This window comes from Tepidibacillus sp. LV47 (assembly GCF_048381575.1).
Classification (GTDB): domain Bacteria; phylum Bacillota; class Bacilli; order Tepidibacillales; family Tepidibacillaceae; genus Tepidibacillus.
The window spans coordinates 95,798-114,653 of record NZ_JBLWIF010000002.1 but is presented as its reverse complement, the minus strand read 5'-3'; the positions used below and the strand labels follow the sequence as shown (position 1 = coordinate 114,653).

Below are 18,856 nucleotides of genomic sequence, written 5' to 3'. Positions count from 1 at the left end.
TCTCACCCCTTTCCAGCAGATCGTTTTTTGTTTTTCTCTCTTTTGGCATGGATGATTCCATCCACAATCGTGATGAATTGAGCTACAAATAAACCAATCAGCGTCGAAAATAGACGAATATTTTCGGGATATTGATACACAAGCATAACAGCTAAGATCGAAGTAGCAAATCTCGTTGTCATTCCGCTAAAAAGCGGTTTTTTTCTTAATTGATGTTTTGCATTTACTGCGAATTCCCCAATTTTATTCACTTTCCAAGCAGTGTAAATCATATTGAATAGACTTACAAATGTTCCTAAAGATAAGCCTAAAAAGATAGCAGAATAAGGTGTTATTAAGGTAGCAATGATAAATATGCTTAGTAAATAAAGGGTATAACGAACTATACGGAGGATTCTTTGTTTAAAATCATCCATCGAATGATCGATCATTGATCAGTCCCCTAAAAAAGGTTTGATTAAGCCAACTACAGACCATACCCCAAGAGTAAAACCTACAACCATACCTGCGATTAAAAAAATCGGCGAACTGTGAAAGTAGGTGTCCATTTTTTTACCAAACCAGATACCAATAAGCAAAAAAATAGCGAGATTCGTACCAACAACTCCCACAACCGCTAACGCACGCCAAGGGTTTCTATTATTTCGACCCCGGTCTTGATCCATTGTGCTATCCCTCACATAGTTATCAATCCGTAAACAGTATATCAACGACTTAATTAATAATCAACCTTTATTTTGCCTTCAAATAACAGAATTTTTTGAATCTTTAATCGAAAAATTTAATTAACTTTTAATAATTATTGTGAATATGTAATCAATCTTATTTAATACTCGCTACCCAAAGCATATGTTATAATAGAATGCTATTTTTGTCAATATCGAGCAAAAGCCTGATTGAACTCCAGAAGGAATGGTATTAAAAGAGGTAGCTGAAGGGGAACTGTTGAAAACAAAATATTATTTCAAAAATTAACAGGCAGTAAAAAACTGCCTGTTTTTTTATTCAAGATACTATTCAACGATAATTTCATGGTAATAGTACACATAGTTATAAATGTCTTCAATGTCTTTATCGGTCATGTACATTAACATATCTTTATCTAACTTCTTTACCTTCTGGATAAAATCAATCATATTTTTTCTTTCTTGTCTGCTCATAAGAATGATTCCTCCTTTTTTTGGTAATCTGTAATATTACACTTATATTAATTTTTATTTATTATATAACAGTATTGATAAAAAAATCAATGCAAGAGAATTAATAAAGTGCACAATTTTAGAAAAAATATTACTATTTTATCCATAAAAAATAGCATGCACATCTAATTTATTCGCATGCTATAAATGTCATTTTAGTTGTTATTTGTGTACGGTAAAAGGCTCAGGTGGTTCTTGCAAGTATCTAAAGTGATATAATATTGCTTCAACTATACGTGTTGAAGCTCTCCCGTCTCCATAAGGATTAGCCGCCTTTGACATTGATTCATAGGCAGATTTGTCTGTTAATAGTCGATGTGCTTCCCGATATATTTCTTCCTCTTTTGTTCCAACAAGTTTAAGCGTTCCAGCTTTTATTCCCTCTGGTCTTTCTGTAGTTTTCCGTAATACCAATACAGGAACACCAAAAGCTGGAGCCTCTTCTTGAACTCCACCAGAGTCAGATAAAATCAAGTGTGCCCTTGCTTCAAAATTGTGAAAATCAATAACATCAAGAGGTTCAATTAAATGAATACGTTCATTTCCACCTAAGATTTTTTGCGCTGTTTCTTGAACTAAAGGGTTTAAATGTACTGGGTATACTACTGCTATATCTTCGTGATCGTCAACCAAGCGACGAACAGCGCGAAATATTTGTTCCATCGGCTTACCCAAATTTTCTCTTCGGTGGGCTGTCATTAAGACCATCTTTTTGTCAGCTATCTTATGCAAAACCGGATGAGTATAATCCTGTTTGACTGTAGTTTTCAATGCATCAATTACTGTGTTCCCGGTAATAAAGATACGATTATCCGGTTTATTTTCTTTTCTTAGGTTGTCAGCTGACCATTTTGTAGGTGCAAAATGAAGATCAGCGATCACGCCTGTAAGTTGTCGATTTAACTCTTCAGGAAAAGGGGAATATTTATCCCAAGTTCTTAAACCAGCCTCAACATGCCCTACAGGAATCTGTTGATAGTATGCAGCTAAACTTCCAGCAAAGGTGGTACTCGTATCCCCATGGACTAATACTAGATCAGGTTTCTCTCTCATCATTACCTCTTTTAAACCTTGTAATGCTCGAACCATGATTTCTGTTAGCGTTTGTTTTTGCTGCATGATATTCAGATCGTAATCAGGAGTTATTTTAAAAACTTTTAGGACCTGATCTAACATTTGTCGATGTTGAGCTGTTACACATACAATACTTTCAAATTGAGTTTTATGCTTTTCTATTTCTTTAACTAGAGGAGCCATCTTTATCGCTTCGGGCCTAGTTCCGAAAATTGTCATTACTTTAATTTTCTTCACAACTTACCTCCTATTTCGTCCCGAATAAACGATCTCCCGCATCGCCTAGACCTGGAACGATATATCCATGATCGTTCAACTTTTCATCAACTGCAGCTGCATAAATATCCACATCGTCATGCTCTTCTTGAACACGTTTTATCCCTTCTGGCGCGGCGATTAAACACATCAATTTAATATTTTGTGCACCTTTTTCCTTTAACAATTGAATGGCAGCAGATGCAGAACCCCCTGTAGCTAACATAGGATCAATCACAATCAATTCGCGCTCGGCAATATCACTTGGCAGTTTCAGATAGTATTCTACAGGTTCTAATGTTTCTGGATCTCGGTATAAACCAACATGTCCCACCTTTGCTGCAGGGATAATCTTCAAAATCCCGTCTACCATTCCTAAACCAGCTCGAAGGATGGGAACAAGGCCGATCTTTTTCCCTGAAACCACTTTTGAAACGGCTTTACTAACGGGTGTTTCAATGGTTACTTCTTTTAATGGTAAATCTCTTGTAATTTCGTAAGCCATAAGTGTGGCAACTTCATCGACTAGCTCCCGAAATTCTTTTGTACCTGTGTTTTTATCTCGTATATAGGTCAGTTTATGCTGAATCAATGGGTGATCAAATACATATAATTTAGACATCGAATCTCTCCTCTAATAATTTAGTCCTTTATATAATGGATATCGCTCAACAAGTGACTGAACTCTAGATCTTGCTTCTTGCTGGATTTGTTCATTATTGGGATTTTTCAATGTCATCGTAATAATCTCTGCGATTTCTTCCATTGCCTCTTGATCCATACCTCTTGTCGTTACCGCAGCGGTGCCTATCCGAATCCCGCTTGTCACAAAGGGACTAGCTTGGTCAAAGGGGATCGCGTTTTTATTACAGGTAATGCCTACATCATCCAATAAACGTTCTGCATCTTTTCCCGTAATATTCATCTCTGTTAAGTTAATGAGGATCAAATGGTTATCTGTGCCACCTGAGACCAATTTAAACCCTTTCTCGATTAAAGCATTGGCAAGATGTTTACTATTTTCCACAACTTTCGTTATGTAGTCTTTAAATTCAGGTTGCAATGCTTCTCCTAGAGCTACGGCTTTGGCTGCAATGACGTGCATTAACGGACCGCCTTGAATGCCTGGAAAAATGGATTTATCAATGGCTTTTGCATACTCAGCCTTACACAAAATCATGCCCCCGCGTGGGCCGCGTAAGGTTTTATGCGTAGTGGTGGTAACAAAATCAGCATAAGGTACAGGATTTGGATGAAGCCCTGCAGCAACTAATCCAGCGATATGGGCCATATCGACCATCAATAATGCTCCTACTTCATCGGCAATTTCACGCATTTTCGCAAAATCGATAATCCGCGGATAAGCGCTAGCTCCTGCCACAATCAGTTTTGGCCGGTGTTCAAGGGCTAATCTGTAAACTTCATCATAGTTGATTTGTTCTGTTTCTTTATCTACGCCATAGGGAACAAAATGGTATAACATCCCCGAAAAGTTTACTGGGCTCCCATGTGTTAAATGGCCACCATGGGCTAAATTCATTCCTAATACAGTATCTCCTGGTTTTAAAACGGAAAAATAGACAGCCATATTGGCTTGTGCGCCTGAATGAGGTTGAACATTGGCATGTTCTGCACCAAAGAGTTGTTTTGCTCTTTCCCTAGCAAGATCTTCAACCACATCAACGTATTCACAACCACCATAATACCGTTTACCTGGATACCCTTCAGCATACTTGTTGGTTAATACTGTTCCAAGTGCTTCTAATACTGCCTCACTCACAAAGTTTTCCGATGCAATAAGTTCAATTTTGGAACGTTGGCGGTTTAATTCTTGTTTAATCGCCTCTGCAACTTGTGGATCTTGTTTTTTTAATGTTTCCATCAAATTCTCCCCCTATTAGCAAGATTCTCCATCTTTTGGTTTGATTTCTTTAATGATTGACGATGGGTCAATTCCATTTATTGTATACTGCGCTCTAGCTCCACCAATGAGTTTTGGCCTTGTCTTAGCCATTGTAACATGAGCCTCACCCACTTGTTTGATCCTAGAGCGGACAGGAACAGCAACGTGTTTTAAATGCATACCAATTAATGTATCACCAATGTCAATACCAGCATCTGCCTTAATGAATTCAACGACCACAGGATCCTGAAAATGATGAAAGGCATAAGTGGCCATTGCCCCTCCCGCTTTATTTACAGGTACGACACTTACAATTTCAAAACCAAACTTCTCTTGTGTCTCCCGTTCTACGACTAGGGCTCGGTTAATATGTTCACATCCCTGAAAAGCAAGGTGAAAACCATGTTTTTGCTTTACTTTCATAACAGCATCAAAAATCTCTTTTGCCACTTCTTCACTTCCTGCTGAACCGATCTTTTTCCCTAAAACTTCACTAGTACTTACTCCTAAAACCAATAGATGACGATGGTTCATTGGAAAAGAAAGGAGCAGATCATCAAGCAATTGAGACACTTGGTCCTTAATCTTATCCTTTTCTAACATTTTATCTAACCTTCCTTCCATTCTTCATTCCATATTATAACCTAACTCCATCCAATCACCTATACAAAATGAAAAAAATGTTCTACCCTTATAAAAAAAAAGAAAGATTCTCTTAAATTTTGAACTTGAGAATGCTTTCTCTTAATTGATGGGCTTGTTCTTTTAGCAATTGCGTCGCTGCAGCGATCTCTTCCATCGCTGCAGTTTGTTCTTGTGTGGAAGCTGCTACTTCTTGTGAACCTGATGAGGTTTGTTTGGCAATAGCAGCGACGTGATCCGCTTCTTGCTTCGTTTTTTCGATATACATGACTTGTTCTGTAACTAAACTGCCAATATGTTCAACCGACTCAACGACATCATTCACGATTTCTTTTACATTGGATAAGGCAATCTTTGTTTCCTCGCCTTTACTCGATTCTCGTGTTGCAAGCTCTACTTGGCGAGAAATCTGATTGACGACATTTCCCACTTCTAATTGCATCTGCTGAATTAATTCACTGATGGTTTGTACCGCTTGTCTACTCTCATCAGCTAGTTTTCTTACTTCATCTGCTACAACAGCAAATCCTCGTCCATGTTCCCCTGCACGTGCTGCTTCAATCGACGCATTTAAGGCTAACAGGTTCGTTTGTTCCGCAATATCACCCACTACCCTTGTAATCGTGCCAATTTCTTCTGCGTGTTGCTTAAGTTTTCGCACAAATTGAATCGATTCTTGGTTTTCATTAGCAATTTGCGAAAGCCCTTCAACAAGGGAGTGAACGGCATCAATACTTTCTTCAATCACTTTTTTCATTTGATAGGAATTCTTTTTGGTTTGATTTGCCTTTTGATTCACATGTTCAGATAATTGGTGGATCTGATTGATCGAATCCACAGTCGTAGTAGTTGCTTCTGCTTGACGTTCGGCTCCTTTAGCAATTTCATCGATCGTTTGCGAAATGTGTTCAGCAGAAGTAGCCGCTTGTTCAGATGCTTGGTTCAGTTCTGTTACATGTGTATTGGTTAATTCAAAAATGTGATGGATTTCTTTCACAACCTCACGAATATTTTGGATCATTTGATTAAATGCAAGTCCTAACGCTCTTAACTCATCATCAGTTTTCACGACGTTTACACTCATTCTTAAGTCCCCTGCAGCCGCTTTTTTTGCAACTTGTTCAATTTCTGTTAAAGGTTTTGTTAATATTCTTGCGGCAATATAACCAAAAATACTTGACCAGATAACCCCTAAGAACAATGTTCCAATGACAAACCAATTATAAGATAAGAAATGAACGTGATTCTTCAACCCTAATATAATAAATGCACTTGTTCCGTAAGTTACCGTAGATAAAACTACGATTCCAAGAACAAATTTTTTGGTTAACTGAAATCGGTATCTCCTCTCAGCCATTAACGCCACCTCTTTTTAAACAACTTCACTTAAACATCTAATTTTCTCGTTAGGATGTTCATTCTCCTTCTTTATTTATACTTTTAGCAATGAGGAATTGAACCCATTTATCGATGGCTTCTTCAATTTCCTTTGCCGTTTTACGATAGATGTCTAAATCTCCACCAAAGGGATCATCAATATCATAGGAGGGCATACTTTTGCGCAGCTGTTCGATTTCCTTTAACTCCGTTTCTATTTCTTTTTGCAATAATTGTTGATATTGTTGTAGCTTGGCTTCAATCTCCTTCATTTCTTGTTGAAGCATCTGATAGCGATTCTCTAGTTCATCCATCTCCTTTTGATGCTGGATTAAGAAACGTTCTTTTTTCTCCTCAATTCGTTGATAGATTTCATTAAGCTTCTCCCATTCACGATTTCCTTCAATCCTGTGGGTATATTCTTTTAATGTATAGACTTTCTCCGCAAATTCAGGATATTGATCTATTAAAACGCTTTTGTGTCCTTCTGTCATCGTTAAGATTAAATCTGCCCATTCCAGTAGTTCTTTGGACACCCTTCTTGTTTGATGCCTGTCATCCATTCCGTAATCCTTCATCACTTGTCTTGCGTGCTTCGAAGCAGGTTGTCCTTCAAATGCAGCAATTCCAGCCGATTTTACTTGAAGGTCGATTTGGTTTTCTTTGGCTTTTTTTTGCAGTATCTTTTCAGCCATAGGACTGCGACAGGTATTACCTGTACAGACAAAAAGGACATTCATCTTCTCACTTCCTTTGTTCAATGATGTAAACGATAAACGATATACATGATAAAAATCCCTAACCCCATCCCTATTTTAGAAAGAAGGGGATGCAATTTGATACTTTCAGGGCCAATGTCTTTAACTACAATATATCCCATCGCACCACTAGCAACGGATAGTCCTATAGATATCCAAAAGGGTACAATTTTCCCTAAGCCTAAAGCGATAAAAGTTCCTAAAGGAATAAATAAACCAGTTGCAAAAGGTAACAATACTACGTAAAAAGATGGAATTCCCCCTAATAAAAGGGTAGAAGCAATCCCAAGACCTTCGGGGATATTATGTAAAGCAATCACTAAAGCGACCCGGATTCCCAACTTCATTTGCGTTTCAAAACCAGCACCAATGGCTAACCCTTCAGGAAGGTTATGAATAGCAATAGCCAAGGTCATGAAATAGCCCATTTGCCGATATAATTCATTTTGCCTCTTTACTGTGTGTTTTTGATGTTTAAATAATACTTTTGATAAGATCCAATCGAAAAAAAACATGAGGAGAATACCGATGATGAATCCAATCAATGTGAAAACGAGATCTCCATAGGTAATCGCTGAAGGGAGCAAATCGGCCAAAACAACTATACCCATGATGCCTGAAGCAAAACCTAAGTAAAATCCCAATACTTTTCTCGTTGGTTCACCAAACCAAAGAACAATCAGAGCTCCTACACCTGTTGCTAACCCCGATAAGAGACTCATCCAAAGTACCTGAACCATAAGACTACACCAAAAACTTAATCCCAAAGACTAGAAGAATGATTCCGCCAAATATTTCCCCATACTCTCCCAGCCAATGGCCGATTTTTGTTCCGATCGATAGTCCGATTGCTGTCATCACTCCCCCCACCAAGCCAAATAACAGGATGGCAAACCAAATGTTTGCGGAAAATAACCCCAAAGAAAAACCAATGGAAAGGGCGTCAATGCTAACGCTAAAAGCAAGTAATAATAACCCAATCCCGTCGATTTGGCTCAAGGAATAAGCCTCTTTTTCGCTAAAAGAAGACCAAATCATATTAAGTCCCAATAAGACCAATAAACTGCCTCCAAGCAGGGTAGCAACGTCACCAATCATGGTGGATAAGTAATGCCCTACTCCTATACCAATAAGGGGCATAATAATATGAAAAATACCAATCGTCGTACTTACTTTCATGATTTGCATAATAGTAAGACCTTGAATGCCAATACCAATTCCCAAGGAGAATGCATCCATTCCCAAAGCTACTGCAATCATCAAAAAGGTGACGATTTCTCCAAGATGAAGATTGGAAAAAGACATGATTTTATCCTCCCCCATAATCTTGTCTATGTAAGATTATGCAGGTAAAGGCTTTCTCATGATTGATTGTCCATTATACTTTTAAAATATTTCCGCCAGCTGCTTTTTTTAGTCGATTCATAATCGCTAATCCTATTCCTGTTTCTGGAAAGGACTCTGTAAGAATAAAGTCGATCTTTTCTTGGTCAAATTGTCGTAATGCATCATAGATATTTTGCGCTAACGGAGCTAAATCATCTCTTCGGCCATAGGCAAGAACCTTATGTGCCGCTTGCTGAAACTGGTCTTTATGCTCTTTCGTAGTGAGAATGCCCACCTTTTTGCCTTCATCTAACTTTTCCTTAGCGATACGATTGATTTCTTGAATCACTTTCTCTTCTTCACCTTGAATGAGCCACATCTCCGCATCTGGAGCATAATGGGCGTATTTCATTCCTGGAGCTTTTGGTCTATCCTCTTTTTGCAACAAAGCTGGATCAATCTCAACTTCACCAATCACTGCTTGTAGTTGTTCTAAGGTGATACCTCCTGGTCTTAAGACGACAGGCCTGTCTCCACTTAGATCGATGACGGTGGACTCTACCCCGTAGCCAGTACTTCCACCATCAACAATCCCATCGATCTTGCCCTTTAGGTCTTGCCAAACATGCTCTGCTTTTGTTGGGCTTGGTTTTCCTGAGCGGTTGGCACTTGGCGCAGCGATGGGGATTTGGGCTGCTTTTATTATCGCTAATGCGATGGGGTGATCGGGCATGCGAATCGCAACGGTTGGTAAAGAGGTTACTAATTCTGAGATTTTCCCTTTTCGTGGAAAAAGAATCGTTAATGGCCCTGGCCAAAAACGTTCCATCAATAACCTGCTTTTCTCATCAACATGCGTAACGAGTTCATCTAATTGTTCCAAAGCTGCAATATGTACGATCAGAGGATTGTCGCTTGGCCTCCCCTTTGCTTCAAAGATTTTCCTTACTGCATCAGAATCAAAGGCATTTGCCCCTAACCCATATACGGTTTCCGTTGGAAAAGCAATGACTTCACCTCTTCTTAATCTATCACCAATTTCCACAATGATGGGGTTTTGTCCATCCACATCTTTATCCACATGCCAAATCTTTGTCTTAATTGTCAACATCGTTTTCTGCTCCTATTCATTAGATTGCTATTCTTCTTGTTATATCCATATTTTCTTAACCTCATTTAACTAAATTCGAAAGAAAATGTCAAAAGAAAAGAAAAAGTTATTCACATCATGTGAATAACTTGTTAATAACTTTATTCACAACTTTAATTTAGAACAAAAAATATCCCGATCAAAATGATCGAGATGTTTGATTAGAATAATGAACTGATCAATGCGATCAACTTAGCAAATAGTTCAAAAATGAAGAACTTGATTTTGATTTCCTCATTCACTTTAGAAGGAGTATTCTTTGCATTTACAGTCGCATTGGTATCAGCTTTTAACGCATCACCGTTTGTCATATCTACAAAACATAAAGGAGGGAATAAGACACACCACCAATTTTGACCTTGGCCATTTCCTATCGTAATGCGCAGCGCCTCATAATCTCCAGCTGGATAAATGATTTGGCCGTACATTTTTGTGGGAAAAGGAACGATTCCCAGTTCAACTCTTGCTGGGTAATGGAATCCATTTTTTTGAATGGTTTGATCAACGACTTGTTGTAATTCGGGTAAATGGGCACGAATGATTTCTCTTGCTTGCTCTATACTGGCTAAAGATCCTACCCAAGGATCAATCTTAGCGACTACTTCATCACGAATTTTTTGTTTTAATAATTGGTCTTCAGGAGAATCGCTATTGGCAATAATTCGTAAACGGATCGCTTCATCTGGGATTGCTGTTTGCTGGTTTATATTTCTGGCAATAGCTACATCTTGTTTTTGTCCATTCCAACTCATTAATAAGATTGAAAAAATAAAGATGAAATATAATACCCTCTTCATTTCGTTTCCCCTCTCTCTTTTCTCTATCAACAGTATTGACAGAAAGAGCAAGGGTTAAACGACGAGAACGAAATTTATTTAGAAACGGACAACAAAGCGCGTTGGAATATACAAACCTATTTTAGATACCAAGCAAGGGCGATTCTTGGTATTCCTTGAAAATCAGGGATCACTTGAATAGAATCGGCTTTTGCTTCTTTGAACAATTTTTGAATCGCTTTTTCTTGATCAATGCCAATTTCAAAACCAATCAATCCAGGTCGCTTTAGAACAGAAGAACTTTGAGCGATTATCTTACGATAAAAAGCTAGCCCATCTTTTCCTCCATCTAAAGCAAGAAGCGGTTCGTAGTCCTTAACTTCTGGCATTAAAGTTTGAATATCCCTTGAAGGAATATATGGAGGATTGGATACTAAGATATCGATTTTAAAGTTCTGACGGATGAATGGTTCTAATAAATCACCATGATGAAAATCCAATTTCGCTCCTAGTTTTTCTGCGTTTCTTTTTGCTATTTGCAAAGCATCTTGGGAAATATCAATGGCATACACTCTCCAATTAGGCCTTTCTAATGCAAGGGTAATAGCGATCACACCACTGCCTGTTCCAATATCTGCTACTGTTATAGGTTGATCATCCCAAATTTTTTCTGCTTGTTTCATAATTGCTTCGACTAATAATTCTGTTTCGGGTCTTGGAATCAATACTTTTGAATTGACAAAGAAGGTGCGACCATAAAATTCTTGAGATCCAATAATGTATTGAAGGGGTTCATGGTTGATTCTCCGCTCTAACCATTGTTCCAATTGTTGGAATAAACTCATCGGCATGGGTTCATGCCAATGGATAAATAATTGGCTGCGATCCCAGCCAAACAAGGAGCGAAGTAAAACTTCTGCTTCAATTTCTCCTTGATCAATATGCTGTTTAGCTAAAAAGGAAGAAGCCCAAGCTAGGGCTTCTTTAATCGTCATCTTCATCCCAATCTTACTCCATACTTTGTTTTTTTAATAATTCGGCTTGTTCCTGAACTTGTAATGCTTGAATAATTTCATCTAAATCTCCATCTAAAACCTGGTCCAACTTGTGCAAGGTTAAACCAATGCGATGATCGGTTACACGACTTTGGGGGAAGTTATATGTCCGGATTCTTTCCGAACGCTCCCCTGTACCCACTTGGCTTTTACGAATATCGGCTTGTTTCGCTCGTTCTTCTTCTAATTGTTTTTCGTAAAGACGTGCCCGCAGAACTTTCATTGCTTTCTCTTTATTTTTGATCTGAGATTTTTCGTCTTGACATTGTACCACAATTCCTGTTGGCAGATGGGTAATTCTTACAGCAGATTGAGTGGTGTTTACAGATTGTCCCCCTGGACCGCTTGAGCAGAAGACATCTACACGAATATCCTTTTCATTGATTTCCACTTCAACTTCTTCTGCTTCTGGCAGTACAGCAACTGTTGCTGTTGAGGTATGAATTCTTCCTCCTGATTCTGTTTCTGGAACTCGTTGTACCCGGTGGGCACCACTTTCATATTTTAGAAAACTATATGCACCCTTACCATGAATCATAAAGACAACCTCTTTTATTCCACCAATTCCTGTATAGTTTGCATCAATCACTTCTGTTCTCCAACCTTTTCTTTCCGCAAAACGTGTATACATACGGAAAAGGTCGCCTGCAAATAGTGCGGCTTCATCACCACCGGCAGCTCCACGGATTTCCACAATTACATTTTTTTCATCATTTGGATCCTTTGGTAAGAGGAGAATTTTCAGTTTCTCTTCTAATTCTTCTTTTCTTTGTTCTAAATCATCGATCTCTATCTTTACCATTTCTTTCATTTCAGGATCCAATTTTTCATTGAGCATTGCCTTTGCATCTTTATATTCTTGAACAACTTTTTTATATTCACGATAAGTCATTACCGTTTCTTCAAGGTTAGCTTGTTCTTTGGAATAATCCCTTAGTTTTTTAGGATCATTAATGACTTCAGGATCCATTAAATATTTACTTAATTGATCATATCGATCTTCAAGTTCTTGTAAGCGATCAAACATCGTTTTATCACCCCATTCATAAAGATACCCACAAAAATAACGATGCACATATCGATTACTTTTGCGGGAATCCAAAACAAAGAATAAGCAAGAAAATAAAATGTATAACATTATAATTATATACAATAGGAAAATATAAGGCAATATGTTTTAATAAAAAATCCCCTTAGCACGATTGCTAAAGGGATTAAACGGAGATATTAGCGAGTATAGGTTCTAAAACGGGTATTAAAATCACGCATATCCGTTTGGAAACGATCGATTGGTGTTCCATTACGGATTCCATCGCCAATATTGCGTAATCTTCCTAAAAGGTCTGCATCAGAAGTAACGTAAACGTTATAACGAGGAGCAGCTTTTTTCACTGCATTGTAGACATTACGTTCTACAGTCTCTGATTGAGTACCCGATTGAATACGGTCATTTAAATCAATACCAACGTATACATTTCCACCAGCAATGACAACAGTAGCATCGTCAACTCCATTAATGCGAGCTGCAATGTCCGCTAATCGGTCAGCTTCGCGGTTCACATTCGCATAAGGTGTTACCCTGTTGTAATTATAATATGGCCCATAATTTGGCGTTCCATAATAAGGAGCCCCATCATGATAAGTACCATAGTAACGAGTTCCATCGTAGGCATAAGGATGAACATTACGATCGTTATAGCCTTGAGTCAATGGTCTATTAGCCGTATTACAACCGACTAAGCCGAGAACCAACAATGTAGCGATTACGAATAAAAAAATTTTGCGTCTATGCAAATCAGTCACCTCCTAGGACTTATATTGCCTAGAAGAGGTGAAATCCATTCGTATTATTTTTCTTCCTTGCCAGGAACTTCATGGCAATGGCGGCACCTGGCTTCATAACTTTCAGAAGCCCCTACCATAATCACTGGATCATGATAATGAGCAGGTTTACCATCGATAAGGCGTTGAGTTCGTGTAGCTGGATTTCCACATTTTACACAGATTGCTTGCAGTTTCGTGACGAATTCAGCTTTTGCTAATATTAGCGGCGATGGTCCAAATGGTTCTCCGCGGAAATCTAAGTCTAAACCTGCACAAATAACGCGGATCCCGCGATTCGCTAACTCTTCACAAACCTGTACAATTCCATCATCAAAAAATTGAACTTCATCAATGGCAACAACATCTGTATCGTCTTTTACCTTCTTCAAAATCTCGGATGAATGAACAATCGGTTCTGCTTCTTCTTGATTACCGTTATGAGATACCACCGCCACTTCACTATAGCGATTGTCAATGATGGGTTTAAAAACTTGTACTTTTTGTTTGGCGTATTTTGCTCGTTTAATTCTGCGAATCAATTCCTCGCTTTTCCCCGAAAACATACTGCCACAAATATATTCAATCCAGCCCTCTTTTTTATAGAAAAACATTACAAAACCTTCTCCTCAACCATTCATTTCTTATTTATCTCTCTTGCAAAACCATAAGCAACGACTTTTAAACCTATTTTTAAAGTCAAGAGAAAAACAGGCAAGCACGTTGGCTCGCCTGTTATTTTTAACATTATTTCATATTGTATTTTCTCTTGAATTTATCTACACGGCCACCAGAATCCACATATTTTTGTTTACCTGTAAAGAATGGATGGCACTCAGAGCAAATCTCAACGCGTAGATTTTCTTTAACTGAACCTGTTTCAAAAGTATTCCCACAAGCACAGGTTACAGTTGTAATTTTGTATTCTGGATGAATTCCTGCTTTCATTTCGTTCACCTCTTTCTGCCCTGATTCATTTACGAAACAGAGTAATCACACATAAGGAGATTATAGCATAGAGAAAATATCAGATGCAAGGAATTTTGCAATATGTTAAAAAGAACCATTTTAAGCCATCCACCCTTTTTTCGGGTCAATCGAAGCAATGAGTTCCGCATTATTTTTGGTTTCCTTCAATTTCTTTAAGAAAAGCTCAATAAATTCAGGATTGTCGCTCATCGTTTTGCGAATCAACCATAGTTTATCTAATTCTTCTTTTGTAAGTAAAAGTTCTTCTCTTCTTGTTCCCGAACGTCTGATGTCAATAGCCGGGAAGATTCGCCGTTCGGCTAATTTGCGATCAAGGTGCAATTCCATGTTCCCTGTCCCTTTAAATTCTTCATAGATCACATCATCCATCCGTGAACCTGTCTCAACTAAGGCGGTAGCTAAAATCGTTAGACTACCCCCTTCTTCGATGTTCCTTGCGGCTCCAAAGAAACGCTTAGGACGATGGAAAGAAGCTGGATCAATTCCACCTGATAGGGTTCTTCCACTAGGTGGAATAACTAAGTTGTAAGCTCTTGCTAAACGAGTAATACTATCGAGTAAAATGACGACATCTTTTTTGGCTTCAACGAGTCTTTGAGCTCGCTCTAATACTAATTCCGCCACTTTAATATGGTTCTCAGGAAGTTCATCAAACGTAGAACTGATCACTTCACCTTTGACCGACCGTTGCATATCGGTTACTTCTTCAGGTCGTTCGTCGATTAATAAAATCATTAAATGAATGTCAGGGTAGTTCGTGCTGATTGCATTGGCAATTTCTTTTAAGAGAAGGGTTTTGCCTGCTTTTGGAGGCGCGACAATCAAGCCGCGTTGTCCTAGGCCGATTGGAGCAATTAAATCAATAATTCGTGTCGAAAGGTTGTCTGGCGAGGTTTCAAGTACCAACTTTTCTTGGGGAAAAATTGGTGTTAATGCTGGGAAATGCAATCTTTCAGCTGCTAGTTCAGGGTCTTGGCCATTTACAGCCTCAATGTGGAGTAAACCGAAATATCGTTCATTCTCTTTTGGGGGCCTAGCTTTCCCTGATACGAGATCCCCAGTTCTAAGATCAAACTTGCGAATCTGAGAAGCGGAAATATAAATATCTTCCTCACTCGGTAGATAATTAATCGCTCGAAGAAATCCATAGCCATCTGGAAGGATCTCTAGAACCCCTTCCATAAACATGAGTCCTGCTTTTTCCGCTTGTGCTCTTAAAATAGAGAAGATGAGTTCTTGTTTTTTCATTTTTCCATAATAAGGAATTTGAAATTCTTTAGCAAGTTTATACAGTTCTGTGAGTTTCATCGTTTCTAATGTTGCTAAATTTAAGTCCAATACTTGACACCTACTTTATCGTTTTCCATTTTTTAATTTTTTATAGAAACCCATTTTATTATTTTAGGCTTTATTTTACCATCCTATACTATTTATTTTCTGCTAGAAAATCAGGTTTCTTATCGATGCGATGTGTCCCTTTTATAATGCGGACAGTTCCCGTTTTTGCACGCATGACGATGGATTCTGTCGTTACCATTTTTCCATGGAATCTTACACCTTTTAATAATTCGCCATCGGTTACAGCCGTAGCAGCAAAGATCGCATCATCGCCTTTTACAAAGTCATCCATTTTTAACACACGACCTGGCTCGATTCCCATTTGGCGACAACGTTCCTCTTCTTCTTTATTTTGCGGAAGCAAGATTCCTTGGATTTCACCACCTAAGCATTTTAAGGCCACAGCAGCTAAGACACCTTCTGGCGCACCACCAATGCCAAATAAAATATCTACACCTGTGTCTTCAAAAGCGGTATTGATCGCCGCTGCCACATCGCCATCGGAGATTAACTTGATCCTAGCTCCTGCTTCCCGTATCTCTTTGATAATATCTTGGTGACGCTCCCTGTCTAATACTATCGCTGTTACTTCAGTAATATCCTTATTCAACTCTCTGGCGACAATTTCTAGATTCTTACGAACACTGTAGTTAATATCGATTTTTCCAGCTACTTTCGGACCTACTGCGATCTTCTTCATGTACATATCTGGAGCATGCAGTAAGTTCCCTTTGTCAGCGATTGCAACAACGGCAAGAGCATTCCATAATCCTTTTGCAACGATGTTCGTTCCTTCAATTGGATCAACAGCAACATCCACTTCTGGGCCATATCCTGTTCCTAGTTTCTCACCAATATAGAGCATAGGAGCTTCATCCATTTCTCCTTCCCCGATGACGACAGTTCCCCTCATGGGTACTGTGTCAAACACTTTTCGCATTGCACTTGTTCCTGCTTCGTCCACTTCGTTTTTTAGCCCTTTTCCTAGCCATTTTGCAGCAGCTTGAGCCGCAGCCTCGGTTACACGAACAAGTTCTAACGTTAAACTTCTTTCCATGTTTCTCCTTACTCCCCTACTATTTTTTACATTCCCCTAACAATCTATTATTCTATCATAATTTCCGATTTACGGATGAATCGTTTTATATATTGATGGATGAATCATCTCTATCCTTCAACCGCCAAATTGTAGCACCTAAAGCTTGCAGTTTTTTCTCTAAATTTTCATATCCCCGATCGATATGGTACACATCAGTAATTTGGGTAACACCTTTTGCCATTAAACCAGCAACAACCAATGCTGCACCAGCACGCAGATCGGTTGCTTTCACTTTTGCTCCTTGTAATTCGCTAATTCCTTCGATCACTGCTGACCTGCCCTCTACCTTCACATTTGCCCCCATTCTGCGGAGTTCATCGATGTGACGAAAACGAGAAGTATAGATATTATCTGTAACAATACTCGTGCCTTTCGCTTTGGTTAACAGGGCACTCATGGGTTGTTGCAAATCCGTTGGAAACCCAGGATAGGGAAGGGTTTTAATATCAACAGCTTTATATACAGATTGGCCAACCACGCGAATGGAATCGTCATACTCTTCAACGATAACTCCCATTTCTCGCAGTTTCGCGCTCAGTGATTCTAAATGCTTGGGGATAACATTTAACAAAGTGATGTCACCTTCTGTCGCTGCAGCTATAATCATATATGTCCCTGCTTCAATTCGGTCTGGAATAATAGAATGTTTGCACCCGAATAGTTTGTCTACACCATGAATTCGAATGATATCTGTACCCACTCCTGTAATCCGAGCACCCATCGAATTGAGTATCGTTGCTACATCAACAATTTCCGGTTCTTTTGCCGCATTCTCGATGATCGTAACCCCTTTTGCTTTTGATGCTGCTAGCATGATATTTATCGTAGCTCCAACACTAACCACATCTAAAAAGATTCTCGTTCCCACTAGTTGATCTGCTTTTAGATGCATTTTCCCTGAATCATTGGTTACCTTTGCTCCAAGGCTCTCAAACCCCTTAATATGTTGATCGATGGGTCTTGGGCCAATATTACATCCTCCGGGCATTCCTACAACAGCCTCGCCAAACTTCCCTAATAATGCTCCCATCAGATAGTAAGAGGCACGAAGTTCTTTTACTTTGCCGTTTGGCATGGGCTTATTTACCATATTCATAGGATCGATCCGCATCGTATCGCCGTAATAATCGATTTTAGCTCCTAATTCTTGCAGGATCTCAACAAGAATATGAACATCGCGAATGTCTGGAAGATTTTCGATAATCATCGGTGAATCAGCTAATATGGCAGCAGGAATGAGGGCAACTGCTGAGTTTTTTGCTCCACTAATGGTGACACTTCCAGTTAGATGTTCTCCTCCTTTAATCATTAATGTTTCCAAACGATTCCCCCCTTAAAAAAGAAGCTCGTTTCTAAACAAACTTATTCCCGTGCCCCATTTTCCCATTCTATGAGTAAAGCACTTTCCAATGGAAAGTGCTTTAACGTAGATTACGCTTGCGATTTTTTCCAATCGGCTAGAAATTTCTCAATTCCGATATCTGTAAGAGGATGTTTCGTCATTTGTTCAAGCACCTTATAAGGGATTGTGGCAATATCCGAACCTGCTTTTGCGGATTCTAGGACATGCATTGGATGACGAATACTTGCTGCGATAATTTCAGTCGAAATACCATGGATATCAAAAATTTCGCGAATATCACGAATTAATGTCAACCCATCAAAACTGATATCATCAAGTCGTCCTATAAAAGGTGATACATAAGTTGCACCTGCTCTTGCAGCTAATAGTGCTTGGTTCGCAGAAAAAATGAGCGTGACATTGGTTTTAATCCCTTTTTTAGAAAAGGCATGAACGGCTTTTAAACCCTCTATTGTCATTGGAACTTTAATGACAATATTCTCATGAATGGCAGCATATTTTTCTCCTTCTGCCACCATTTCATCCGCTTGTAGACTGATCACTTCTGCACTAATGGGTCCATCAACAATACTAGTAATTTCTTTAATCACATCAACGAGGTCTCTTCCCTCTTTCGCGATAAGAGAAGGATTGGTAGTTACTCCAGAAAGGATTCCCCATTCACTAGCTTTTCGAATCTCATCGACATTTGCTGTATCAATAAATAACTTCATCACTTTCACCCTTTAGC

At 38.8% G+C, this 18,856-nt stretch carries 22 protein-coding genes; all 22 read right to left on the bottom strand.

All coding sequences use genetic code 11. From position 1 onward, the window contains the following. Positions 1-2: 2 nt before the first annotated feature. Entirely contained in the window at positions 3-431 is a 429-nt protein-coding gene (locus tag ACMW72_RS03730) for an ATP synthase subunit I (protein ID WP_418367499.1), read from the bottom strand. Positions 432-434: 3 nt separating this feature from the next. Continuing rightward, the gene (locus ACMW72_RS03725) at positions 435-665 is read right to left on the bottom strand and encodes an AtpZ/AtpI family protein (RefSeq protein WP_418367498.1); all 231 of its coding nucleotides are present in this window, start codon (positions 663-665) and stop codon (positions 435-437) included. Positions 666-1,013: 348 nt separating this feature from the next. Next, positions 1,014-1,160 (bottom strand): BH0509 family protein, encoded by a 147-nt coding sequence (locus ACMW72_RS03720; protein WP_418367497.1) that lies wholly within the window; start codon positions 1,158-1,160, stop codon positions 1,014-1,016. 201 nt (positions 1,161-1,361) lie between these two features. Then, positions 1,362-2,510, bottom strand: coding sequence for a non-hydrolyzing UDP-N-acetylglucosamine 2-epimerase (gene wecB / locus ACMW72_RS03715; protein ID WP_418367496.1), 1,149 nt, complete (start codon positions 2,508-2,510; stop codon positions 1,362-1,364). A gap of 10 nt (positions 2,511-2,520) precedes the next feature. Next, the gene (gene upp, locus ACMW72_RS03710) at positions 2,521-3,150 is read right to left on the bottom strand and encodes a uracil phosphoribosyltransferase (protein ID WP_418367495.1); all 630 of its coding nucleotides are present in this window, start codon (positions 3,148-3,150) and stop codon (positions 2,521-2,523) included. A gap of 12 nt (positions 3,151-3,162) precedes the next feature. Further along, complete coding sequence (glyA, locus tag ACMW72_RS03705; protein WP_418367494.1) at positions 3,163-4,410, bottom strand: serine hydroxymethyltransferase; 1,248 nt, start codon at positions 4,408-4,410, stop codon at positions 3,163-3,165. A gap of 15 nt (positions 4,411-4,425) precedes the next feature. Then, the gene (locus tag ACMW72_RS03700; protein WP_418367493.1) at positions 4,426-5,055 is read right to left on the bottom strand and encodes a TIGR01440 family protein; all 630 of its coding nucleotides are present in this window, start codon (positions 5,053-5,055) and stop codon (positions 4,426-4,428) included. Positions 5,056-5,146: 91 nt separating this feature from the next. Beyond that, complete coding sequence (locus tag ACMW72_RS03695; RefSeq protein ID WP_418367492.1) at positions 5,147-6,430, bottom strand: methyl-accepting chemotaxis protein; 1,284 nt, start codon at positions 6,428-6,430, stop codon at positions 5,147-5,149. A 58-nt stretch (positions 6,431-6,488) separates the two neighbouring features. Then, a complete protein-coding gene (locus ACMW72_RS03690; RefSeq protein ID WP_418367491.1) occupies positions 6,489-7,190 on the bottom strand; it encodes a low molecular weight protein arginine phosphatase in 702 nt (233 codons plus the stop codon). Positions 7,191-7,207: 17 nt separating this feature from the next. Then, the gene (locus ACMW72_RS03685; RefSeq protein WP_418367490.1) at positions 7,208-7,948 is read right to left on the bottom strand and encodes a ZIP family metal transporter; all 741 of its coding nucleotides are present in this window, start codon (positions 7,946-7,948) and stop codon (positions 7,208-7,210) included. Positions 7,949-7,952: 4 nt separating this feature from the next. Then, positions 7,953-8,513: a manganese efflux pump MntP family protein gene (locus tag ACMW72_RS03680; RefSeq protein WP_418367489.1), complete on the bottom strand. Its 561-nt coding sequence runs from the start codon at positions 8,511-8,513 to the stop codon at positions 7,953-7,955. A gap of 73 nt (positions 8,514-8,586) precedes the next feature. Further along, a complete protein-coding gene (locus ACMW72_RS03675; protein WP_418367488.1) occupies positions 8,587-9,645 on the bottom strand; it encodes an L-threonylcarbamoyladenylate synthase in 1,059 nt (352 codons plus the stop codon). Between the two features lie 200 nt (positions 9,646-9,845). Beyond that, positions 9,846-10,481, bottom strand: a complete 636-nt coding sequence (gene spoIIR / locus ACMW72_RS03670; protein WP_418367487.1) for a stage II sporulation protein R — start codon at positions 10,479-10,481, stop codon at positions 9,846-9,848. Between the two features lie 116 nt (positions 10,482-10,597). After that, positions 10,598-11,461, bottom strand: coding sequence for a peptide chain release factor N(5)-glutamine methyltransferase (gene prmC / locus ACMW72_RS03665; protein WP_418367486.1), 864 nt, complete (start codon positions 11,459-11,461; stop codon positions 10,598-10,600). A 7-nt stretch (positions 11,462-11,468) separates the two neighbouring features. Further along, positions 11,469-12,542: a peptide chain release factor 1 gene (gene prfA / locus ACMW72_RS03660; RefSeq protein ID WP_418367485.1), complete on the bottom strand. Its 1,074-nt coding sequence runs from the start codon at positions 12,540-12,542 to the stop codon at positions 11,469-11,471. Between the two features lie 200 nt (positions 12,543-12,742). Then, positions 12,743-13,309, bottom strand: a complete 567-nt coding sequence (locus ACMW72_RS03655; RefSeq protein WP_418367484.1) for a YhcN/YlaJ family sporulation lipoprotein — start codon at positions 13,307-13,309, stop codon at positions 12,743-12,745. A 53-nt stretch (positions 13,310-13,362) separates the two neighbouring features. Then, entirely contained in the window at positions 13,363-13,950 is a 588-nt protein-coding gene (locus ACMW72_RS03650) for a thymidine kinase (RefSeq protein ID WP_418367483.1), read from the bottom strand. A gap of 133 nt (positions 13,951-14,083) precedes the next feature. Then, on the bottom strand, positions 14,084-14,284 hold the full coding sequence (gene rpmE, locus ACMW72_RS03645) for a 50S ribosomal protein L31 (RefSeq protein ID WP_418367482.1): 201 nt from the start codon (positions 14,282-14,284) through the stop codon (positions 14,084-14,086). A gap of 120 nt (positions 14,285-14,404) precedes the next feature. Continuing rightward, positions 14,405-15,664, bottom strand: a complete 1,260-nt coding sequence (rho, locus tag ACMW72_RS03640) for a transcription termination factor Rho (protein ID WP_418367481.1) — start codon at positions 15,662-15,664, stop codon at positions 14,405-14,407. An 88-nt stretch (positions 15,665-15,752) separates the two neighbouring features. After that, complete coding sequence (glpX, locus tag ACMW72_RS03635; protein WP_418367480.1) at positions 15,753-16,721, bottom strand: class II fructose-bisphosphatase; 969 nt, start codon at positions 16,719-16,721, stop codon at positions 15,753-15,755. Between the two features lie 85 nt (positions 16,722-16,806). Beyond that, complete coding sequence (locus ACMW72_RS03630; RefSeq protein ID WP_418367479.1) at positions 16,807-18,084, bottom strand: UDP-N-acetylglucosamine 1-carboxyvinyltransferase; 1,278 nt, start codon at positions 18,082-18,084, stop codon at positions 16,807-16,809. Positions 18,085-18,194: 110 nt separating this feature from the next. Further along, positions 18,195-18,839 (bottom strand): fructose-6-phosphate aldolase, encoded by a 645-nt coding sequence (fsa, locus tag ACMW72_RS03625; RefSeq protein WP_418367478.1) that lies wholly within the window; start codon positions 18,837-18,839, stop codon positions 18,195-18,197. Between the last annotated feature and the right edge of the window lie 17 nt (positions 18,840-18,856).

Excerpts from the sequence above, each read along its gene's own strand:
- upp (WP_418367495.1), bottom strand. The coding sequence starts at position 3,150 with ATGTCTAAATTATATGTATTTGATCACCCATTGATTCAGCATAAACTG.
- prfA (WP_418367485.1), bottom strand. The coding sequence starts at position 12,542 with ATGTTTGATCGCTTACAAGAACTTGAAGATCGATATGATCAATTAAGT.
- fsa (WP_418367478.1), bottom strand. The coding sequence starts at position 18,839 with ATGAAGTTATTTATTGATACAGCAAATGTCGATGAGATTCGAAAAGCT.
- spoIIR (WP_418367487.1), bottom strand. The coding sequence starts at position 10,481 with ATGAAGAGGGTATTATATTTCATCTTTATTTTTTCAATCTTATTAATG.
- rpmE (WP_418367482.1), bottom strand. The coding sequence starts at position 14,284 with ATGAAAGCAGGAATTCATCCAGAATACAAAATTACAACTGTAACCTGT.
- prmC (WP_418367486.1), bottom strand. The coding sequence starts at position 11,461 with ATGAAGATGACGATTAAAGAAGCCCTAGCTTGGGCTTCTTCCTTTTTA.
- ACMW72_RS03685 (WP_418367490.1), bottom strand. The coding sequence starts at position 7,948 with ATGGTTCAGGTACTTTGGATGAGTCTCTTATCGGGGTTAGCAACAGGT.
- ACMW72_RS03680 (WP_418367489.1), bottom strand. The coding sequence starts at position 8,513 with ATGTCTTTTTCCAATCTTCATCTTGGAGAAATCGTCACCTTTTTGATG.
- ACMW72_RS03675 (WP_418367488.1), bottom strand. The coding sequence starts at position 9,645 with ATGTTGACAATTAAGACAAAGATTTGGCATGTGGATAAAGATGTGGAT.
- ACMW72_RS03650 (WP_418367483.1), bottom strand. The coding sequence starts at position 13,950 with ATGTTTTTCTATAAAAAAGAGGGCTGGATTGAATATATTTGTGGCAGT.
- ACMW72_RS03690 (WP_418367491.1), bottom strand. The coding sequence starts at position 7,190 with ATGAATGTCCTTTTTGTCTGTACAGGTAATACCTGTCGCAGTCCTATG.
- ACMW72_RS03725 (WP_418367498.1), bottom strand. The coding sequence starts at position 665 with ATGGATCAAGACCGGGGTCGAAATAATAGAAACCCTTGGCGTGCGTTA.
- ACMW72_RS03720 (WP_418367497.1), bottom strand. The coding sequence starts at position 1,160 with ATGAGCAGACAAGAAAGAAAAAATATGATTGATTTTATCCAGAAGGTA.
- ACMW72_RS03730 (WP_418367499.1), bottom strand. The coding sequence starts at position 431 with ATGATCGATCATTCGATGGATGATTTTAAACAAAGAATCCTCCGTATA.
- glpX (WP_418367480.1), bottom strand. The coding sequence starts at position 16,721 with ATGGAAAGAAGTTTAACGTTAGAACTTGTTCGTGTAACCGAGGCTGCG.
- glyA (WP_418367494.1), bottom strand. The coding sequence starts at position 4,410 with ATGGAAACATTAAAAAAACAAGATCCACAAGTTGCAGAGGCGATTAAA.
- ACMW72_RS03695 (WP_418367492.1), bottom strand. The coding sequence starts at position 6,430 with ATGGCTGAGAGGAGATACCGATTTCAGTTAACCAAAAAATTTGTTCTT.
- ACMW72_RS03700 (WP_418367493.1), bottom strand. The coding sequence starts at position 5,055 with ATGGAAGGAAGGTTAGATAAAATGTTAGAAAAGGATAAGATTAAGGAC.